Here is a 21,051-nt window from a genome sequence, read left to right as displayed (position 1 = left end):
GCGCCGCCGGCGGCCTCTCGGGAGGGCCAGAGCGGAAGCCTGGGCACTCCACCGTGCCCGCCTTCCCTTTGTGCTTCTCGGGTTCTGCCGGGCACTTCGAGGGAAGGACCCCCCGGTGAGCAGTACCTTCGGGCAGAGCACCGTACTCGGCTATCCGCGGATCGGCGCGAACCGCGAGTTGAAGCAGGCCGTCGAGGCCTACTGGGCTGGCAAGATCGACGCCGCTGAGCTGGAAGCCACCGCGGCCGGGCTGCGGTCCGAGGTGTGGCAGATGTTGCGCAACGCCCGCCTCGACGCGATCCCGTCCAACACGTTCTCCTACTACGACCACGTCCTCGACACCGCCGTCGCTGTCGGCGCCGTGCCGCAGCGGTTCGCGCGGCTCGGCCTGTCCGACCTGGACACCTATTTCGCGATGGCGCGGGGCGTGGACGCTGAACCGGCGCTCGAGCTGACCAAGTGGTTCGACACCAACTACCACTACCTGGTTCCCGAGATCGACCCGGACACTGTTTTCTCGGCGAACCCGGCCAAGGCGCTGCAGGAGTACGCGGAAGCCCACGCGTTGGGCATCGACACCCGGCCGGTCTTGGTCGGACCGGCCACGTTCCTGCTGCTCGCCAAGGGTGCCGACCCATTCGCCCGGCTGAACGACCTCGTCGAGGTCTACGCGCAGATCTTGACCACTCTGGCTGCGGCGGGCGTTGCGTGGGTGCAGCTGGACGAGCCCGCCTATGTCGGTGACCGCACCGCAACCGAGATCGAAGCGCTGCGGGCTGCGTACACCCGCCTCGGTGAGGTGGAGCACCGGCCGCGGATCTTCGTCGCCACGTACTTCGGTGAGCTGGGGGACGCCCTGCCCGCCCTGCTCGACACCCCGGTCGAGGCCGTCGGTCTCGACCTCGTCGCGGGCATGGGCAACCTGCGGCGGCTTGCCGCCGCCGGCCCGCTGCACGGCAAGACCATCGTCGCCGGCCTGGTCGACGGCCACAACATCTGGGCCACCGACCTGCGGCAGGCCGTCGCCACCGGGGCCACTGTCACCGGGCTCGCCGACCACGTTGCCGTGTCCACCTCGTGCTCCCTGCTGCACGTCCCGGTCGACCTGTCGGCGGAGAAGCGCCTCGACCCGGGTTTGTTCGCCCGGCTCGCCTTCGCCCGGCAGAAGGTCGACGAGGTGGTGCTGCTGGGCACGGCGCTGCGGGACGGCACCGCACACCTGCCCGAGTCGCTCCCGCCGGTCCCGGCCGCCTGGACCGACTACGACGTGCGGTCGCGACTCGCCGCCCTCACCCCAGCCGACCGGCAGCGCGGCGCCTACGCCCAGCGGGCCGTCGCCCAGCAATCCCGGCTCAATCTGCCGCCGTTGCCCACGACCACCATCGGTTCCTTCCCGCAGACCACCGACCTGCGTCGCGCCCGCGCCGACCTGCGGGCCGGCACCCTCGATGCGGCCGGCTACGCCGAGCGGATGCGCGCCGAAGTCGCCCACGTCATCCGCCTCCAGGAGAAACTGGGCCTCGACGTGCTCGTCCACGGCGAACCCGAGCGCAACGACATGGTGCAGTACTTCGGCGAACAGCTCGACGGGTTCGCCGCCACCGACCACGGCTGGGTCCAGTCCTACGGCTCCCGCTGCGTGCGGCCGCCGATCATCTACGGCGACGTCGCCCGCAAGGCACCGATGACCGTGGAATGGTCGACCTACGCCCAGTCGCTGACCCTGAAACCCGTGAAGGGCATGCTGACCGGTCCGGTCACGATTCTGGCCTGGTCGTTTGTGCGTACGGATCAACCACGGTCCGCAACCGCAGACCAGGTCGCCCTCGCCTTGCGTGACGAATGTCGTGACCTGGAGGCGGCAGGCATCACGGTCATTCAGGTCGACGAGCCGGCGCTGCGCGAGACGCTGCCCCTGCGCACGGCCGATCAGCCGGCCTACCTGGACTGGGCGGTCGGCGCGTTCCGCCTCGCCACCAGCGGGGTCGCCGACGACACGCAGATTCACACCCACCTGTGCTACTCCGAGTTCGGCGAGGTCATCACGGCGATCGACGCCCTCGACGCGGATGTCACGAGCATCGAGGCGTCCCGCTCCAAGATGGAAGTCTTGGACGACCTCGCGGCGATCGGCTACCAGCGCGGCGTCGGGCCAGGCGTGTGGGACATCCACTCGCCGCGGGTGCCGTCGCTCGAGGAAGTCGCGTTGTCCGTGGAGCGAGCCGTCGCTGCCGTTCCCGCCCCACGGCTGTGGATCAATCCCGACTGCGGCCTGAAGACCCGCGGGTACGCCGAAGTCGAGGAGTCCCTGCGCCATCTTGTCGCAGCCGCGGCCCAGTTCCGCGCCCGCTGAGTCAGCTTTCCGCCGGGTGGGCTTCGCTTCGGCAAGCCTGGAGCCCACCCGGCCCCCATTGATCACGGGTACCGTCTCGGCATGATCGTCGCCCGTTCCATCCTGCTCTTCGCCGTCGCCGCCCTGTTCGAGATCGGCGGAGCCTGGCTGATCTGGCAGGGCTGGCGCGAGCACCGCGGGCTGTGGTGGATCGCCGCCGGGGTCGTCTCCCTCGGCCTGTACGGCTTCGTCGCCGCCTTCCAGCCCGACGCGAACTTCGGCCGCATCCTCGCCGCCTACGGCGGAGTGTTCGTCGCCGGGTCCCTCGCCTGGGCCATGATCGTGGACAAGTTCCGCCCCGACCGCTGGGATATCCTCGGCGCGCTGATCTGCCTAGCCGGCGTCACGATCATCATGTACGCCCCCCGCTCCACCGCCTGACCCTCGACCAGAGAGCACACCTTGCCCGACATCACCAGCACCGTCCTGGACGACCCGGTCGGGCAGTCACTGAACGGCCAGCACGCCCATCTCGCCCGCCGAGTCGGCAACGCCTGCACATACCTGTCCGGGGTCGCCACCTTCGCCGCGATCCCCGCCGAACCCAGCGCGGCGGACTGGCACGATCTCGCACAGCTGCTCGGCAGCGGTCAGTTCGCGGACCTGTTCAGCGCGCCGGCTTCCCCGCCCGCGAACTGGGAACCGGTTTTCACCCTGGCCGGTTTCCAGCTGATCTACGCCGACGAGCCGACGCAGGTCAGCGGCGACGTCAAGGTGCAGAAACTGGGACCGAACGACGTTCCCGACCTGCTCACGCTCACCGAGCTCACCCGGCCGGGACCATTCTGGCCGCGGACCATCGAGATGGGGACCTGCCACGGCGTACGCGACAACGGGACCCTGGTCGCCATGGCCGGCGAGCGGTTACGGCCACCCGGTTGGTCGGAGATCAGCACCGTCTGCACCGCGCCGCAATACCGCGGACAAGGACTCGGCGCAGCCGTGGTCCGGGCTGCCGTTCACCAGATCGTCGCTCGGGGCGAGCGTCCCTTCCTGCATGTCGCCGCCACCAACGTCGGCGCCATCCGGCTCTACGAACAGCTCGGCTTCGTCGTCCGCAAACCCGTCCGATTCCACGGCTACCTCGTGCCCTGACCAGCGCCGATCTCAGGAATCTCCCCGTGCCAGACGGCTCACGGCAGCGGCGCGGGTGGTCACGCCCAGCTTCGTGTAGATCCGCGACACGTGCGTTTCGACCGTGCGTACGCTGAGGAAGAGTTGGGTGGCGATCTCGGCGTTGGACTGACCTGCGGCGATCAACACCGCGATCTCGCTCTCGCGTCGGGTCAGCGCCGCGGTGCCGGGTGCGGCCGGCGCCCGGCCCGGTCGGAGCCGCCGAACCAGTCGCCGGACCGTCGCGTGCAGGTCCGCGGAATCGGTCCCGCTGGTGACATGCTCGGCCTGGCGCAGGTTGTTCAGTGCTGCCGGCCGGTCGCCGGCCCGCAGGCGCAGATGGGTGGCCGCGATCCACGCCCGACCGGCCATCATGAGCAGCTCCGCCTCCGTCAGCAGAGCCGCAGATTTCTCGGCGAGGTCCGCGGCGCGCAGCGGCTCGGCGGCGGCGATGGGGTACACCGCGGCCAGCAGCGCCAGACCGTGCCCGAGCTGATGGCGGGGGTCGGCGACGCGGGCGGCCAGGTCCGCCCAGTGTCGGGCGGATTCCGGCGCTCCCACCTTGGCGGCGATCTCGCTCAGCACCGTGCACGCGATCAGCCGGTTGTGCGGGTAGAGCGCCGCCAACTCAGGCCCTCCGCCGGCTGCCACCAGGTCTGCCGCGCCGCGTTGGACATCGTCGGCGGCGATCCGGCTGAACGCCAGCATCGCCTGGGCGGTAGCGAGCCAGCCGCGACTTTCGGCCGCTGCGGTGACCGCCTGCTCGCCCGTGGCGATCGCCGCGGGATAGTCGCCGGCGCATCGGTGCAGCCAGGTCTGGGCCAGCAGGGCCAGCGCGAGCGGTTCGGCGGCGCCCAGCAGCCGAGCGATGCCGGTGGCTTCCTCGGCAGCACGCATCGCCTCGGCGATGCGGCCCAGCCGGGCCTGCATCAACGCTTGCATGGCGAGCAGGTAGGGCTGGACGAAGCTGTGCCCGACCTGCACCGCCACTCTGCGGCAGCGCAGGAGCCGGCGCAGCGAGTCACTCGGTCCCTCGGTCTCCAGGCCGGTCCAGCACAGCCACGCGAACAGGTCGAGCTGGCGGGCGATGTCGTCGTCGGCAATGGTGTCGAGCAGGGATGTGGCCGTGGCGTGCGGTTCCACTGATCGGTCCGCGTACCCGGTGATCGGTCGCATGGCCCGCGCGATCGACGCTGCCGTGCTGTCCGGGACGAGCGCGATGACTTGGCACAACCGCTCGTCGGCCGTGCGCAGCTGTCCCCGCATGAGGGCGTAGGTGGCGATCTGCAGCAGGACATCGGGACTGTCGGCGCCGGGCCGGCGGTCCAACTCCGCGGTGAGCAGCGCCTGGGCTTCCTCGGGCCGGCCCAGCAGCCGGATCAGCACGCCGGTGAAAGCGAGGGCGCCGGGCCGAGCGGGATCGTCGGGAGGCAGCAGTTCCTCGAGCACCGTCGCCATCGTCTGCCGTGCCTCGGCGAGATGGCCGCTCGCCGCCTGACGCTCGGCCACATAGGTGACCAGCGCCACCCGCGGCGGCAAACCTGCGCGGGCGGTATCCCCGGGTATCAGGCGCAGCGCGGCCTGCGTCCATTCGGCAGCGGTGGCAGGTGCCTGGGCGCCAACCGCCCGCGCAGCCGCGATGAGGACGCCGGCCGCGTGCGCATCACCGCTCGCCGCCGACCGGGCAACGTGGTGTGCGCGGGCGCGAGGCGGCGCACCCACCCGTTCCAGGTACGCGGCTGCCCGCGCGTGCGCCCCGAGGCGCCACCCGGCAGCGGTCGACGCATACACGACGTGGCGTACCAGCGGATGCCGGAAGCGCAAACGGCCGGTGCCGCTCACCACGTGGAACAGGTCGCGGCCGACCAGTTCGTCGAGACAGCGCAGCACGGCCGCCGCCGGCAACTCGGCGACCTCGGCGAGCAGGACGGGCTCGTACTCGTCGCCGGCGACAGCCGCGGCGGATGCCAGCAGCCGGCTGTCCGGTCCGACCGTCTCCCATTCCGCGCCGAGCGCGGCACGCACTTCCCCGGGCAGCGCCGCGAGCGCAGGTGCCGGGTCGTCCGCCGTACGGGCCCCGCGGTCAGCCGTGGTGCCGCAGCGCCGCAGCGCATCCACGTACAGCGGGTTGCCCGCGCTGAGTCGGAACAGCAGTGCCGCGTCCCGGGAATCGGTGCCGGGGCCGAGAAGTCTGCTCACGTCGGCTTCCGTCAGCGGCCCCAGCACCAGCCGGTGATGAATTCGGCCCGCGGTGTGGTCGGCGGCCAGCGCGGCACGGAGCCTGGCCGGCGTCTGCACCGGCCGGTAGGCGAGCACCAGCAGCACGGGGCCGGCGGGCGGCCGGCGCACCAGGTAGTCGATGAGGTCCGTGGTGGCCGGATCGCACCAGTGCACGTCGTCGAGGATCAGCACCAGACCCTGCGGTTCGGCGATGCTCTCCAGCAGCCGGCGGAGCGCGCGCAGCACCCGGTAACGCTCGGCGGCGTCACCCGGCGTCACCGCCGGCTGCGGTCGGGAGCGCAGCCCGTCAAAGATGTCGCCCAAACGGTGTGCGTCGTCCTCGGCGAGCCGCGACCGCAGCGCCTCGTCATGCCGGCGTACGTGATCGTCAAGGGCTTCGGTGAGCAGGGCATACGGGATCTCGGACTCGAACTCGGTGGCCCGGCCGGTCAGCGTCAGCAGCTTCTGCTCGCGGGCGTACGCGGCCAGCTCGGCGAGCAACCGCGTCTTGCCGATGCCCGGTTCGCCGACCACCTCGACCACCTGGGCACCCTCGTCGAGGCGGCGCACAGCGTCGGTCGCTGTCCGCCACTCCGTGTCCCGGCCGATCATCGCCTGCACAGTGGTCATTGTTGCAGGTCGATGATCTCCGGCGGGGGACCAGGCCGAGGTATCGCTCAGGACAGCGGCGTGAACGCCTGCTCGAACTCGGGCAGCCGGAACTGCGAACCGCCGCCCAACCACCAGGTGTCATCACTGCGGTAGAGCACGGTGTAGGTGCGCGGGCCGTCCCGGAAAGCGATCTGCCGACCGTGCGTACGCTCACCGTTGCGCGTCCAGGTGAACTCCCACATGACGGCGGGCTTTCCGCGATAGGTCCAGCGCTGGTTCATCTTCAGCTTCTTGTACTGGTCCTCGGCGTGCTCCTCGGCGAACAGCTTCTCGTCCTGCGTCAGCCGAGCCCACGGGTCCACACTCTCGTAGCTGTGCACCTCGAAGTTGGCCTCCATCATGGTGTCGTTCGACTCCACGAACGTCGTAGGGCCGACTGCGTAGGCCTCGAAGGAGGTGGGCACGCCGACCGCGTAACCGCCGACCGGATTGCGGGCGGAGGAGTAATAGTCCGGCAGGTCCTGCCCGGGGGCTTCGGCGTCCTCGGCTGGGATCTCCACCAGGCCCGCACGTCCGATACGCCCCGTACCCAGCCCCTCGGACGGGAGATCCGCGGCAGACGGAGCCAGTGTGTTCGCCCCGGGATCCGCGCTGGGCTCTGGCTGGCCCGACGAGGGGGCGGAGTTCGCGCCGAGCGCTGAGTCCGCGGCCGGTTCCTGGCTCTGCGCATCCGTCGCGCCCCCGTTCCGGTCCCGCGACGGAAACACCGCGCAACCAGAGGAAGCGCCCACGGTGAGACCGGCCACGAGCAATCCGACCAGCCCCATCCGTACGCGGTCCGTCAAGCGCCCAGGTTCCTGCTGTCCCACTGTCCTGCCCTTCGTTCTGCACTCGGCCGAGTCAGAATCGTGCAGGATCGCCCCGTCCCCGACATCCGTGTACGCACGTAGATTTCGAGACACGTACGGGCCACGGCCGGTGATCGACTGGCGATATGGGCCGCTACGGGAGGTCGTTGCGGAGGGTGCGGCGGCTGGTGACCTCGCACCGGCTGTCCAGGCAGACCCGGTTGCGGCCGGCGCGCTTGGCTTCGTAGAGGGCCTCGTCCGCGCGCGACAGCAGGGTCGACTGGGTGCTTCCGGTGGTGGCTGAGGTGACGCCGACACTGACGGTCACCGGAAGCTCGCCGGTGATCGGCTGCCAGTCATGCTCGGCAACCGTGCGGCGCAGGTCCTCCAGGATGAAGACCGCGGCCGACAGGTGTACGCCGGTGATGACCACGAGGAATTCCTCGCCGCCGACGCGGGCCACCATGCCGCGGTCGCCGACCGGAACCTGTGCGAGCAGGGCGGCGCATTCGGCGAGGACGCGGTCGCCGACCTCGTGCGACAGGGTGTCGTTGATGCGTTTGAAGTAGTCGAGGTCCAGCAGGGCCACGGTCACCTGGGCGCCGTCCGCGGCGCCGTCAGCCAGCAGCGCCGGCAGTGCCTCGTCGACGAAGCGGCGGTTGCGCAGGCCGGTCAGCGGGTCGCGGCGGGCCTGGTCGCGGAACGCCTCAGCCTGGCGCCGGGCTTCGTCGACCTCGAACAGCGCCTGCCGGTTGCGGGCCTGCGCCTCGCGTTCCTGGTTGAGTTGCGCTTTCTCCGCGATCCGCTGCTCGCACATCGTGTGGAAGGCGCTCTCGAAGTCGCCCGACGCGGCGTAGAGCTGCGCCTGCTCCAGCAGGTTCTTGACGGTCAGGCGGTCGATGTGGGCGGCGTCGGACAGCACCTTGCTCGCGGTCAGCGACTCTTGCGCTTGCTCCAGCGCGCCGCGGTGTCGCTGGACGGCGGCGAGGGTCAGCAGCAGGTCGGGTTCGGCGTCGGATTCCGAGTGGTCGCCGTGGTGGTAGGACTCGAGGGCGGCAAGCACCGCGGCCTCGGCCTCGGGATAGTGGTGCAGCCGCAGCTCCACCCGAGCGATCGTATCCAGGTCGCAGTAGTCGAGCTCCCAGCCCTGCTCTTCGCTGAGCGCGACCAGGCGGTCGAGAACCTGGCGTGCCAGCAGGGCGTCGCCGTGCTCGTACTCGCGGTAGGCCCAGTTGTTGAACACCATCGCCTGCAAGCGCAGGTTGCCCAGGTCGTGAGCCATCCGGAACGCCTCTTCGTAACGTTCGCGGGCGGCGGGCAACGACTCCGTCTCGGCGAACGCGTCGGCGAGCTTGATCAGGGACTTGACCGTGACTGTCGGCGGTGTGGTGTCGTCCAGAGCGTCGACTGACTGGATCCGGTGTTCCAGGTTCGCCACCAGGTCACCCATGTTGCGAAACGCCCGGCCCAGCATCTCGTGGGCGCGGGACAGCACGCGGTTGCACCCCGCGGTGGTCGCCCACGCGTGCGCTTCCCAGGCCAGTTTCATGGACTCGATCAGGTCGCCCCGCCGTTCCACCAGGTCGGCTCGCAGCACCGTGCAGCGCCACCGGAGCACCGGGTCGCCGAGGTCGGTGGCAAGCTGTTCGAGCATCGCGACCCGTGGTAGGGCCACGTCGACATCGATGCCGGCCTGCTCGGCGAGCGCGTCGATCTCAGCGTCCAACGCCGCCGCATCGAGGACCATCATCGCCACCGCCTGCCCGCTGCTCACCGCATCCATCATGCCGCTACCCGTTTCCCTGCCGCGCCGGGCCGTATCCGCGGCGCCGGGAAACCGGCCACCATCGCACCACATCGGCGCCGACCCGCGTGGCTTGAGCCTTTAGATATCCGCTCAGCTGCTCCCCGCGGCGGAGCTGGCACCAAGGGGCGTTATCTGCCGTTAGCATCCCGTCTGTCACGGTGCGGCCATGAATGGGCGCTGAGGGGCGTCAGTCCCGTTCCATGGCGGTGAGGAGTGCCGGCGGTGCATCCGGCGCTAGATCATGCGGCGCCGGACCCGCAACACCACCACACCGATCATGCCCGCGGCGACGGCAACGAACAGTGCCGCCTCGATGAGCTGGAACCTCCAGAACACCTCGGCCGGGTGGTAGACCCCGAACTGCTGGATGCCCCGCGCGTGCAGGAACTGATTGAGGTTGGTGCCGGCCTGGTTGGCAGCGCTCTCCAGGTCGTAGTACTCAGTCGAGCTCAGCCTGCGCCCGGTGGCGTCGGCGTAGCCGCGTTCGATCACCCAGTCAGCGACGCGAGACGCCGGGGAGTCGCCGGTGGGGATCGGTTCCATGGTGGTAAGGGGCGTGGCGTACGCGGGGCGGGCCAGCAGCGCCACCGACAGCCGGGCGGCGAGAAACGCTCCGAACGCGACGCCGAAGGCGGGCAGGCTGCGCCGCAGGATCGCCCCGGCGGCGGTGGCGACGCCGAACGCGAACAGTGCGTACGCCACCGGAACAAGTCCCTCCAGGTCGAACGCGTCGTACTGGAACCGGCCTTCCCACGCGTCGAACGGCTGACGAAACCAAGTGAGCACAGCGGTGAACATCCCGGTGAGCGCGACGGTCACGCCGGCCAGTGTCGTGAGCTTGGCCGCCAGCCAGCGCATTCGCGGCACGGCCTGCGTCCAGGCCAGCTGCCAGGTGCCGTCCTCCCATTCGCGCGCGAGCAGCGGCGCGCCGAGGAACGCGCCGATGACGACGGGGACCAGATAGAAGGCTGCCAGGAGGTTCTCGACGTAACCGTATTTGTCGTCCAGCTGGCGGAAGGAAGCCGTGCAGCCCTCGTTGATGCCGGCCTCTGCGGCACATTGGGCGGGGCCGCCCGGGAACAAGTCGTGCGCCTGCGTTCCCGACACGAGCAGGCAGATGCCGAACAGGCCGACGAGCAGAGCCAGAACGCCGACCTCGGCGCGGTGCTGACGCCAGATCAACCACGTCACGCCGCCACCCCCGGCGTGACTGCGGCACCCGGCTCGGAAGACCGGCGCAGGTAGGCCAGTACCAGGTCCTCCAATGCGACCGGTTGGGCCTGCCAGCCTGGCGCGGTGGTGATGGCGCCGTCGCGCACCAGCAGGGTGGTGTGCCGGTCGCTGTGGACGGCCTCCACGACGGTGCCGGCCCGGTCGAGGTCGGTGGCCGTACGCGGGCCGATGAGCAGCCGGTGTTCGGCGAGGAGGGTGTCGATGTCGCCGGTGAGTGTGACCCGGCCGTCGTTGAGCACGATCAGGTGGTCGCAGACGCGTTCCAGCTCGTGCACGACGTGGGAGGAGAGAGACGGTCACCCCTGCCTCGGCGACCGCACCCATGAGGACCTGCAGGAACTCGTGCCGGGCCAACGGGTCGAGGCTGGCTACCGGCTCGTCGAGGACGAGCAGGTCCGGCCGCTTCGCCAGGGCCAGCGCCAACGCGACCTGAGCCTGCTGCCCGCCGGAGAGGGTGCCGGTTCTGCGGTCGAGGGGGATCCTCAGTTTCGCCAGCCGGCGTTCGGCCAGCTCACGGTCGAAGCGCACGTTGCAGGCCTGGCCGAAGCGGAGCATCTCGGCGACGGTGAAGCGCTTGTACAACGGGTGGTCCTGGGCCAGGAATCCGACCCGGGACAGCGTTTGCGGGGTGCTGACGGTGACGTCGTGGCCGAGAACCTCCACCGTGCCGGTAGTCGGTGCCAGCAGTCCAACGACCAGGCGCAGCAGCGTGGTCTTGCCCGCTCCGTTCGGCCCGACCAGGGCAATCACTCCGCCGGCCGGCAGGGCAAGGCTGCAGTCACGCAGCGCCCAGCCCTTTCGATAGCGCTTGCCCACACCGTCGGTGCGCAGCGCGAACTCGGTCTCCGTCACGCCACGTCCTCGTTTCTGGTCTGCTGGTGGACAGAGGCAATGAGCGCATTGACTGCCTGCTCGTCCAGTCCGGCCGCGTAGGCGCGGCGCAGCCAGGTCGTCAGGCCCCGGCGCAACGACGTGTACGTCGATGCCGACATCGGGGCGGACTGCTGTTCCGTGACAAACGTGCCCTGACCGGGCCGACCGGCGGCCAGATTCTCCTGCTCCAGCTGCCGGTACGCCTTGGCGACCGTGTTCGGGTTGATGGCCAGGTCCTCAACCACCTCACGGATGAGCGGGAGCCGGTCACCGGGTTGCAGGAAGCCGAGCAGCACTGCCTGGCGGACCTGCTGGACAAGTTGCAGGTACGGCGGCACACCGGAATGGGTGTCGAGGCGGAAAGTGAACACGGCATCCCCTTACTGCTTTACTAGTACCATAGTAAAGCAGTAAGGGGAGGTCAACCGGAGTCGGTCAGGTGCCCGCAGTCGGACGAGCGCCGGCCGGCTCCGGTGCTCTCGGCGATCTGGCGCGGGCTGGACGGGCCGAAACCACCGCGCGGCCCACCAGGTTGGCAATCTCCGCGCGGGAGGACACGTCCAGCTTGACGAAGATGCGGCCCAGGTGAGTTTCGATGGTCTTGTGGCTCACGTCCAGGGTGCGGGCGATCTGCCGGTTGGTGCAGCCCTGGCTGACCAGCTTCGCGATTTCGAACTCGCGCCGACTCAGCATCGTCTGCTGCGCGGCGGAGCCGGCCGCGGCGCGGGCCGCGGCCACCGCCGCGCAGAGGGCACCTGCCTGGGCGCGGAGGGCGATCTCCTCCGCCTCGTCGAGGTGCTCCGCGGCGCGGTGCGGCTCGTCCAGGGCGATGAGCGCCTCGGCTGCGGTAAGCCGCGCCCAGCCCGTCTCCAACGGACAGTCCGCGACGATGGCGGTGGTGACAGCGGCGGAGGCCAGCGAGAGCTTCTCGGCCGGCCGGGCGGCGACGCGGGCGGCGTGCAGCGCGGCGCTGGCGATCTGGGCGGGCAGGCCCAGCGCTGCGGCCGCCGACTGGGCCTGCTGGCAGATGTCGCGGGCAGCATCGCCGTCGCCCGCTGCCAGGGCGACACTCGCGGTCAACGCGGCGTACGCCGTCCGCTCCCAGCTCGGGCGGGCCGCGGCGGTCCGGTCCGATCCTGCGAGGGTACGGCGGCAGCCGGCCAGGTCGTCGTGGGCCAGTTGCGCCGCGGCCAACGACTCGCGGGCCTGGGCGTACCAGGGGCTCAGGGTGGCGTCGCCGATCGCGGTGACGGCAGCGCGGGCCTGGTCGAGGGCCGCGACCGGGTCACCGGCGACCAGGGACGTTGCCGAGCGCAGGCACCACGCCGCGGCGCCAGGTTCGGCGGCCGGGACCAGCTCAGTGAGCCGCACCGCTTCGGTGGCGAGGTGGACAGCGGCCGGAATGTCGCCACGCCGCAAGCGGACACCGCCCAGACCTAGTGTGGCGTCCAGCACTACCGGCCAACGCCCGGTGGCGCGGCCGATCGCCAGCGCCCGGCCGAAGTGCCGGGTGGCCGCGGCGTGCTGATCCAGGTGGGCTTCCAGCCAGGCGAGTGCGATCAGGACCGGCGCGGCGCCCGTGAGCTGCGCGTCCGAACGGCCGTCGACGATCTCGGCGGCGGCCCGGCTGCCCCGGCGCGCCGCGGAGAGGCCGCCGGCGGCGAGGCAGACCGTCGCCTTCACCGCGATCGCGTACGCCCGCAGCAGCTCGTCCGCACCGCCCGCGGTCGCCAGCAGCGCATCGTCGCAGGAGCTGTCCAGGTCGTCCGAGGCCGGTTCCCGCGGTGCCAGTACCCCGCCGGATACGGCTTCGGCGGCCAGGGCTACCAGCAGCCTGGTCGACTCGGTCTGGTCCGGCAGCAGGCGCAGAGCGGTGTGCAAGATCTGCCGTGCCGCGCCGCGGTCGCCGTCCGAGCGGGCGAGTTCGGCCCGCCACAACGCAGTGGTGACCAGGCGGCCGGCCGGGCCGGAGTCGTCGGCGAGGTCGTCGTAGCGCTGGAGCGCGGTGCGGCATTCGGTGAAGCGGCCGGTGGCTCCGGCGGTGGCCGACAGCCCGGTCAGCAGTGCCGGCCGGTGCGGGGCGGCGACGTCGTCGGGCACCGGGAGATCCAGAGCCGCGCGGTACCAGACTGCCGCGGTCGCCGGGTCGTCGTTCGCGGCAGCATCCGCGGCATCGGCCAGCACCGAGACGTCGGCAGCGACACCGGTCCCCACGGCACGCAGGACGTGCCCGGCGTACCCGGTGACCGGGGTGCCGCAGCGGCGTAGCGCGGCCGCGGCCCGCTGGTGTGCGGCGAGCCGCCACCCCGGCGGTGTGGCTGCGTAGCAGGCTCGGCGCAGAACCGGATGCCGGAAGGTGAAGGAGCCCGCCTCCGGAGCGGGCCGCAGCAGGTCGTCGGCGAGCAGGGCATCCATTGCCGCGAGGACGCTCGGCAGGGTGAGCTCGGTGATCTCGGGCAGCAGATGCGGCCGGAACTCCTCGCCGAGCACCGCGGCCGCGTCGGCGACCAGCCGCGCGTCGTCAGGCTGCCGATGCAGCTCCGCGAGCAGCGGCGCGGCCGCCCGGGCCGCGATGGTGGAGTCGTTACCCGGACCGGACCGGCAGCTGTCCGTTTGGCAGTCCGCCATGAGGACCTCGAGGTAACGGGCTACGCCGTCGGTGTCCTCGAAGCAGGTCGCCCGGTGCCGGCCACAGAACCTGTCCGCGGCGAAGGTGGCCGTCTCCGTACGCGTGAACGGTGCGAGAGGCACATGCCGCGCCGCCCAGGCCGGCGCCGCGCTGCCGACCGCCGCCAGCAGGCTCGGCGAAGTCTGCCGGGGACGATAGGCCAGGACCAGGACGATGCCGGCCGGCGGCGGATGACGCAGCGTGTCCAGAACGGCCGAGGTGACGTCGGCGTCGGCTTGGTGCAGGTCGTCGAGCAGCACGACCTGGCGGGACCCGGGCGCCGTCGCCGCGCGGAGCGCGGCGACGGGTGACCGTTCCGCTCGCATGTGGACGGTCGCGCCGGCGGTGCGGGCGGCGACCGCCCACTCGGCCAGCAGCCGGGACTTGCCGACGCCCGGCTCGCTCGCGACGTCGACCAGGACCGGGCGCTCGCCCGCGTCGGTCAGGAAGCCGGCCAGCAGGGCCTGCTCGGTAAGCCGCCCGACGAGCGGACGGGAATTCCCGGTGTCCATCACCGCGTCTCCTCGCTGCTCAGCTCAGTTGGTGGTCGCGGGGCGCAGGCTCAGCGGCCGCATGTCGGTCCAGATCTCCTCGATGTGCGCGAGGCATTCGGCCTTGGTGCCGCGGAAGCCGGTGGTCTGCCAGCCGCCGGGCACGTCCCGGCCGTCCGGCCAGATCGAGTACTGCTCCTCGGCGTTGTGGACGACGAGGTGCGGACGGTCGTCGACGACGTCACTCATGGAAACTCCTGGAATCGTGGGAAGGCCGCAGACACGGCCGTCTGGGCCTGTCCAGACTCGTCGCCGGCGGGGTGCGGCGATAGGCACGGCGGACCTCACGAACGTGCGTGGCAACAAGTTGCCCAGCAGGTCGCAGGTTCCGGTGCGCGTCGCCGGGCAGGATGTGTACGCCGGTCGCGGGTAAGGTTCCGCATCGGCGTCGGAGTATCGAAGAAACGAGGAGTCTGTATGCCGTCTGCTGTCCGTCACATCACGGTGAACTGTGCAGAGCCGTACGAGCCGTACGCCTTGGCGGAGTTCTGGAGTGCGGTGACCGGGTGTCCGGTGCATCCCGAGGACGAACGGGGTGACGACGAGGTGGGCCTGCTGCCGCTGGTGGAGGGTGGGCCGATGATGCTGTTCATCCGCGTGCCCGACGCCAAGGGGGAGGCGCGCAACCGGGTGCACGTCGACATCCAGCCGGACACCACCCGTGACGAGGAGTACCAGCGGCTGCTGGGCCTGGGTGCGACGCTGGTGTCGGACGAGCGCAAGCCGGACGGGCGCGGCTGGATCGTCCTGGCCGACCCGGTCGGCAACGAGTTCTGCGTCGAGCGCAGCCAGGCCGAGAAGGACGAGTGGGACCGGGAGCATCCGGACGAGAACTGAGCCTCAGCGCGGCCTCCCAGAGCCTCACTCGAGGAGGCCGCGCTTCTCGGCCAGCAGGCCGGCCTGGAACGGGTGGGTGGTGCCCAGCGCGGCGAGGGTGGCTGCGATGAGCCGCCGGCCCGCCCGGGCGGACAAACCCAGCCGCTGCGCGATCTCCTCCTCGGTGGCGCCGGCGGCCAGCAGACCGAGCACCCGGTCCGCCGCCGCGGCACCTGCCTGGTTCACCGCAGCGCCCGCCTCGTCCACCGGGTCGACTGTCAGGGGCGTGCCTGCCGCGAACTGGGCGTCGAAGGTCGCGATCAGGTGCCCCACCACATTCGGTTCGCGGATGAGCATCGTGCCGCCCGCGGGGTCGCCGCTCGGGGCGGGCAGGACGGCCAGCTCCCGGTCGGCGACGATCAACGGGCGCGGCGGCGCCGGCACGGTGCGCACCAGCGCCCCAGCCCGGACCGCCGCCGTGACCCAGGCCAGCGTCTCCGCATCGACCCGGGCCGCGTTCGGGAGCAGCAGGCGTACCCGGACGGCGCTGTCGGGGCCGGGCAGCAGGCCCGGCACCGGCCCGGTGCCGCGGGTGGTGCCGCCCGGGTGGGCGATGCGCAACTCCGCCCGGACACCCAGCAGCTGGCCCGCGATCCGGCGGCGAGCTTCCACAGCGTCCGCCACGGTCTCGAAGGGCGTCATCCCATGATCTCCTCAAGGGTGGCGCCGAGCGCTCCGACGTGTGCGGGCTGCAGCAATCCGAAGTGGTCGCCCGGGGTGAGCCGGGTCCGCAGCTCGGCAGTCCACCGGCCCCAGCCCGCGGCCGCCGCTGAGATGTCACCGGGCTCCGCGGCGACCAGAAGGTCGACCGGGCCGTGCACCGGACCGGGAGTCCAGGTCGCGGCCGCCGTCAGCAGCGAGGTGAACGTTCGGGCCCGGGACAGGACGCCGGACCGGTCGGCGGCCAGCACCAGGCCGGCCGCTTCGAGCGCGTCGGCCGCCGCGGCGAACCGCTCCTCGTCGGTCGCCGCGACGTCGAACGTCAGCGGCAGCGGTTCGCGGCCCTGGGACCGGCAGACGGTGTCGGTGAAGGCGCGGACCGCGGTCGCATGGTCCGGAGCCTCGGCCAGCGCGGTCGGCGGATGAGTATCCATCATGGTCAGTGACGCCACCTCGTGCCCGAGCTCCTGCAGCCGGGTCGCCACCGCCCACGCCAGGCCGCCGCCCAGCGACCAGCCGGCCAGGTGGTACGGGCCCGTCGGCTGGACGCGCACGATCAGGTCCACGGCGCGGCGCGCAAGGTCGGGCACGCCGACGACTGCCGCGCCCGCCTCGACCGGCGCGGCCTCGATCGCGAAGCAGGCCCGGTCGACGCCGAGGTGCCCGGCCAGCGGCAGATACGGCACCGCGGTCCCGGTGCTCGAGTGCAGGCAGAACAGGGCAGGTCCGGAGCCTGCGGCGACCTCGACGACCCCGTCGGGCAGGTCGGTCGGGGTTTCCGCGGTCGCCCGGGCCAGCTCCTCGACGGTCTGGTGGGTGAACATCTGGCGTACGGTCAACCGAAGACCGCGCGCCGCCGCGACCGTGAGGGCGCGCAGGACGGTGACCGAATGCCCGCCGAGCGCGAAGAAGTTGTCCCGCACGCCGATCGAGGCGATGGGGAGATCCAGCGTCTGCGCCCAAACCTCGGCGATCGCCCGCTCTCGCGCGGTCCGCGGCGCCTCGCCAGCGCCGGCCGCAGGAGCGTCGAGTGGGGGCAAGGACTGCCGGTCGACCTTGCCGTTGGGCGTCAGCGGGAACGTGTCCAACCACTGCCACCGGGCCGGGACCATGTGCTCGGGCAGCCGCTCCCGGCAGTAGGCGGCCAGCGCCGCCGCGTCCCGTGCCCGGCCCTCCACACCGATCACGTGGGCGGCGAGGAACCGGGCCGCCGGGGGACCGCCCGCCACCACCACGACCGATGCCACGTCCGGGTGGGCGCGCAGGACGGCCTCGACCTCGCTGAGCTCGATCCGGAAACCGCGCACCTTCACCTGGTGGTCGGTGCGGCCGAGAAACTCCAACCCCTCCCGGGTTCGCCGGACCAGGTCGCCGGTGCGGTACAGGCGACCGTCCGGCGCGAACGGGTCCGGCACGAACCGGTCCGCGGTGAGCCCGGGCTGGCCGTGGTAGCCCCGGGTGACCCCGGCGCCGCCGATGAACAGTTCGCCCGGCACGCCGGCCGGTTGGGGGCGGCCCCACCGGTCCAGGACATGCAGCGACGTGTTGGACAGGGGAGTGCCCAGGCAGACCGTGCCGGTGCCGGTCGTGTCCTCGTGGCGGACGTCGGCTGCCGCGGACCACACCGTCGTCTCGGTGGGGCCGTACATGTTGACCAGGTCGCCGCCGTCCAGGGCGGTGCGCAGCCGACCGGCCAGGGGAGCGGGCAGCGCCTCGCCGCCGACCAGCATCCGCCGCAGACCACCGAGCGCCACCCGGGTCGGCTTGTCGTCAGCCATCAGCTCGGCCAACGCCGGGGTGCACTGCAGGTGGGTGACGCCGTGCCGGGCGATCAGCTCCCGCAGCGTCGGTACGCGGTCCGCCGGCGGAGCCGCCGCGGCCTGCCGAACCGCGTCCAGGGCAGGGAGCGACGCGAGGACCTCGTCGGTCGGGACACCGAAGTCGATGAGGCAGGCCACCTCGTCCACGCCGATCGCGGTGAGCCGGCCCAGCACCTCCAGGCAGTGCTCCGGTGTGCCGATGAGAGCGCTGCTGTGCACGTACCGGTGGAAGGCGTGCTCCAGCACCGCGTCCAGGTCGTCACCGCTGAGGTCGGCCGGGTCGAGGCCTTGCTCGGCGGCCAGCGGTCGCAGCAGGTCCAGGGAACCGCGCAGGTATTGGATGAACGGCTCACGCACCGTCCGCAGCACCTCGTCCGCATCCGCCCCGACGAAGGTGTGCAGCATCAACGTGACCGTGCCGCCGTCGCTGCCGTGGGTTTCCCGCCAGGTACGCCGGTACAGCGCGATCAGCTCCCCGAGCTTCGCCACGTCCTGCCCGAGGAGGTGGGTGAGCACGCCGACGCCCTGCTCGGCGGCGGCGCGGAAGGTGTCTGGCGAGCCGCCGGAGGTCAGCCAGGCGGGCAGCTCCGGCTGCACCGGCCGGGGCCGGGTCCGGACCTCGACGTCGCCGGTTCCGCCGGGCATCGTTCGGGCTTCGCCCCGCCACAGTCCACGGACCGTGTCCATGGCCTCCAGCAGCACCTTGCGCCGCTCGGCGAAGTCGTTCGGCGCGAACACGAAGTCCTGCGGCGCCCAGCCGGAGGCGAACGCGATGCCGGCCCGCCCGCCGGACAGGTTGTCGATCACCGACCACTCCTCGGCGACCCGGACCGGGTGGTTCAGCGGTAGGACGACACTGCCGGCGCGCAACGCCACCCGCTCGGTCACTGTGGACAGTGCTGCCGCGGTCACCGCGGGGCTCGGGAACCGGCCGCCGAACGGTTGGAAATGCCGCTCCGGTGTCCACACCGCGGCGAAGCCGTGCTGATCCGCGAACTTCGCGCCGTCCAGCAGCAGGCGGTAGCCGTCGGCGTCACCGTCGTCGCTGGCGAAGTAGAAGAGGCTGAGGTCGAGCGTCCGGGTCGCCTCGGCGCCCGCGCCCAGCAGCTCGTCGGCGCGGCCGTCCGCGACGACCACGTGCCATCCACGGGTCAAGGTCCAGAACAGCTCCAGGACGGAGATGTCGAAGGACACGCTGGTCACCGCGAGCCAGGTGCCGGCACCGTCGGCGCCGAAGCGCCGGTCCAGGGCGGTGAACAGGTTGGTGAGCTGGGCGTGCTCGACCTGCACTCCCTTGGGGCGGCCGGTGGAGCCGGAGGTGTAGATGACGTAGGCGAGGTCGTGCTCACGGACCCCGGACTCGGGCGCGGTGTCCGGCAGCCCGGCCGGCTCCCGGGCGGACAAGTCGACCACGGCGGCGGCGGTGGGCGGGATCGACGCCCGGCTGTGCGCGTCGACCAGGACGGCGAGCGGCTCCGCGCTGTCCAGCACGAGTTCCAGTCGCGCGGCCGGATAGCCGGGGTCCAGCGGCACGTACGCCGCACCCGCCTTGAGCACAGCGAGCAGGCCGACGATCAGGTCCGGCGAACGGTGCAGGCAGACGCCGACCAGATCACCCGGACCGACGCCGAGGCGGCGCAGCCGGTGTGCGAGCCGGTTCGCCCGTCGATCGAGCTCGGCGTAGTCCAGCGTGGTGCCGCGGTGCGAGAGCGCCGGAGCGTCCGGGGCCGCCGCGACCCGGGCCGCGAATGCGTCGAGCAGAGTGCCGGGCGGGAGCGGCGTCGCGGTGTCATTCTCACCGGACACCAGCCGGTCGCGCTCGTCCGCCGCCAGCAGATCCAGCGCCCCGATCGGGGTGTCCGGGTCGTCCATCGCGGACTCCAACAGCCGGACCAGGTGGGCCAGGAGACGGTTCATGCGGTCAGCGTCGAACATGTCGGTGGCGTACTCGGCGGACAACTCGATGCCGCCCGCGTCGGGCCGCTCGGCAACAGCGATCGTGCAGTCGAACCGGGCCTGGCCCGCGTGCGACTCCACCGGAACCAGCTCGGCGTCGCCCATCGTCAGGTGCGCCGGCCGCGGCTCGGCAGAGTGCAGGGCAACCTGGAACAGCGGGTTGCGGCCGGGTCGCCGCGGGGGAGCCAGCGCCGCCACCACCTGCTCGAACGGGACGTCCTGGTGGGCGTGCGCCCGGGACAGCACAGCCTGGGCGTGGTCGACGAGGTCGCGGAATGCCGGGTCGCCGGCGGTGCGCAGCCGCAACACGGCGGTCGTGGCGAAGAAGCCGATCAGCGGCTCGATCTCGGTCCGGTCGCGACCCGAGAACACCGTGCCGAGAGGGATGTCGTCCTGGCCGGTGAGCGCGGTAAGCAGGGCGGCGTACGCGGCGGTGACCACGGGCAGGACCCGGGTGCCCGCCGAGGTGGCAAATTTCTGGATCCGGCGGTGCAGGTCGGCGGGAAGGAGGGTCGAGGCGACCGCGCCGGCGCCGGTAGGCGCGGCTGGGGCGGCCCGATCGGCGGGGAAGTCCAGTTCGGGTAGACCCGCGAGTTCCTCGCGCCAGTAGGTCAGGCCCGGCGTGCCCTCGCGGTCGCGCTGCCAGCGGGCGAAATCGGCGTACTGAATGGGGAGTGCGGCCAGCTCCGGCGCCCGGCCGTCCCGGGCGGCCGTGTAGCACTCGGTCAGCTCCCGCACCAGCAGGCCCGTCGACCAGGCGTCGGTGGCGATGTGATGCATCGCCAGCACGAGCAGGTGGTCGTCGGCGGCGAACCGGACGAGGCTCGCCCGCAGCACCGGACCGGTACGCAGGTCGATCGGGCGGCGGGCCTCGGCCTGCGCCTGCTCGCGGGCGAACGCGTCCCGCTCGTCCGGGCCAAGACCAGGCACCTCGGTGACGAGCACCAGGTCATCCGGGGGAGCGGCGTGCACGACCTGACGCGGTCCGTCCGGTCCCTGCTCGTACGTCGTGCGCAGCACCTCGTGCCGATCAACCACCGTGCCCAGCGCCCGGCGCAGCAGGTCCGCGTCGAACCCGCCTCGCACCCGCAGCGCCAGCGGCGTGTTGTACGTGGTATCGCCCTCGCTCCACTGGGACAGCAACCAGACGCTCTGCTGCGCGGCGGACAGCGGCAGCGGCTCGTCACGGCGTGCGGGCGGGATCCGGTCGGTCGGCTGCGCGGCCCGGGTCGCGCGTACCCGGCGCAGCAGTCGCTCCCGCTGATCGTCCGACAGAGTGGCCAGGTGCGGCCCGGCTGAGTGCGGCATGTCGACTCCCGCTACAGATGTGTCCGGTTCGGTTCCTCGCAGCATCGGCCGCGGCCGCCGGCGCGGGGCAGTCGGGGGAATGCCGGACTGTGTGCGCACAGACCGCGCCCGCGA

13 protein-coding genes and 1 pseudogene are annotated in these 21,051 nt (G+C 71.8%); 4 read left to right on the top strand and 10 right to left on the bottom strand.

Annotated elements, in window-relative coordinates; translation table 11 throughout:
- Positions 1-115: 115 nt before the first annotated feature.
- The 3 genes from metE to ACIA1L_RS28180 all read left to right on the top strand — a co-directional run bounded on the left by metE (position 116) and on the right by ACIA1L_RS28180 (position 3,487).
- Entirely contained in the window at positions 116-2,353 is a 2,238-nt protein-coding gene (gene metE, locus ACIA1L_RS28190; RefSeq protein ID WP_396076005.1) for a 5-methyltetrahydropteroyltriglutamate--homocysteine S-methyltransferase, read from the top strand.
- A gap of 81 nt (positions 2,354-2,434) precedes the next feature.
- Positions 2,435-2,773: a YnfA family protein gene (locus ACIA1L_RS28185; protein ID WP_396076004.1), complete on the top strand. Its 339-nt coding sequence runs from the start codon at positions 2,435-2,437 to the stop codon at positions 2,771-2,773.
- Positions 2,774-2,794: 21 nt separating this feature from the next.
- Positions 2,795-3,487, top strand: a complete 693-nt coding sequence (locus ACIA1L_RS28180) for a GNAT family N-acetyltransferase (RefSeq protein WP_396076003.1) — start codon at positions 2,795-2,797, stop codon at positions 3,485-3,487.
- Between the two features lie 12 nt (positions 3,488-3,499).
- Here the strand turns inward: ACIA1L_RS28180 and ACIA1L_RS28175 are convergent, their stop codons facing one another.
- From ACIA1L_RS28175 to ACIA1L_RS28140, 8 genes and pseudogenes are all read right to left on the bottom strand, one after another.
- Complete coding sequence (locus ACIA1L_RS28175) at positions 3,500-6,355, bottom strand: AAA family ATPase (protein ID WP_396076002.1); 2,856 nt, start codon at positions 6,353-6,355, stop codon at positions 3,500-3,502.
- Positions 6,356-6,402: 47 nt separating this feature from the next.
- Positions 6,403-6,897 carry a hypothetical protein gene (locus ACIA1L_RS28170; RefSeq protein ID WP_396076001.1) on the bottom strand — a complete coding sequence of 165 codons (495 nt, stop codon included), beginning with the start codon at positions 6,895-6,897 and terminating at the stop codon, positions 6,403-6,405.
- A gap of 442 nt (positions 6,898-7,339) precedes the next feature.
- Positions 7,340-8,959, bottom strand: a complete 1,620-nt coding sequence (locus ACIA1L_RS28165; protein WP_396076000.1) for a GGDEF domain-containing protein — start codon at positions 8,957-8,959, stop codon at positions 7,340-7,342.
- A 267-nt stretch (positions 8,960-9,226) separates the two neighbouring features.
- Positions 9,227-10,183 (bottom strand): ABC transporter permease subunit, encoded by a 957-nt coding sequence (locus ACIA1L_RS28160; protein WP_396075999.1) that lies wholly within the window; start codon positions 10,181-10,183, stop codon positions 9,227-9,229.
- A pseudogene (locus tag ACIA1L_RS28155) lies at positions 10,180-11,077 on the bottom strand (ABC transporter ATP-binding protein). Before ACIA1L_RS28155 ends, ACIA1L_RS28160 begins: the two are co-directional and overlap by 4 nt.
- A complete protein-coding gene (locus ACIA1L_RS28150; RefSeq protein ID WP_396075998.1) occupies positions 11,074-11,469 on the bottom strand; it encodes a GntR family transcriptional regulator in 396 nt (131 codons plus the stop codon). The pseudogene ACIA1L_RS28155 and the gene ACIA1L_RS28150 overlap by 4 nt, the downstream one beginning before the upstream one ends.
- Positions 11,470-11,533: 64 nt before the next feature.
- Positions 11,534-14,278, bottom strand: coding sequence for a LuxR C-terminal-related transcriptional regulator (locus ACIA1L_RS28145; protein ID WP_396076046.1), 2,745 nt, complete (start codon positions 14,276-14,278; stop codon positions 11,534-11,536).
- Between the two features lie 24 nt (positions 14,279-14,302).
- Positions 14,303-14,506, bottom strand: a complete 204-nt coding sequence (locus tag ACIA1L_RS28140) for an MbtH family protein (RefSeq protein ID WP_396075997.1) — start codon at positions 14,504-14,506, stop codon at positions 14,303-14,305.
- A 228-nt stretch (positions 14,507-14,734) separates the two neighbouring features.
- On the opposite strand from ACIA1L_RS28140, the gene ACIA1L_RS28135 reads away from it, so the two are divergent.
- On the top strand, positions 14,735-15,154 hold the full coding sequence (locus tag ACIA1L_RS28135; protein ID WP_396075996.1) for a VOC family protein: 420 nt from the start codon (positions 14,735-14,737) through the stop codon (positions 15,152-15,154).
- Positions 15,155-15,178: 24 nt separating this feature from the next.
- Here the strand turns inward: ACIA1L_RS28135 and ACIA1L_RS28130 are convergent, their stop codons facing one another.
- Positions 15,179-15,835, bottom strand: a complete 657-nt coding sequence (locus tag ACIA1L_RS28130; protein WP_396075995.1) for a hypothetical protein — start codon at positions 15,833-15,835, stop codon at positions 15,179-15,181.
- On the bottom strand, positions 15,832-20,937 hold the full coding sequence (locus ACIA1L_RS28125; RefSeq protein WP_396075994.1) for a MupA/Atu3671 family FMN-dependent luciferase-like monooxygenase: 5,106 nt from the start codon (positions 20,935-20,937) through the stop codon (positions 15,832-15,834). Before ACIA1L_RS28125 ends, ACIA1L_RS28130 begins: the two co-directional genes overlap by 4 nt.
- Positions 20,938-21,051 lie beyond the last annotated feature (114 nt).

It is taken from the genome of Actinoplanes sp. NPDC051859, assembly GCF_044452725.1.
Taxonomy (GTDB): Bacteria; Actinomycetota; Actinomycetes; order Mycobacteriales; family Micromonosporaceae; genus Actinoplanes.
The sequence above is the reverse complement of the archived record's forward strand: the minus strand, read 5'-3'. Positions and strand labels throughout refer to the sequence as shown.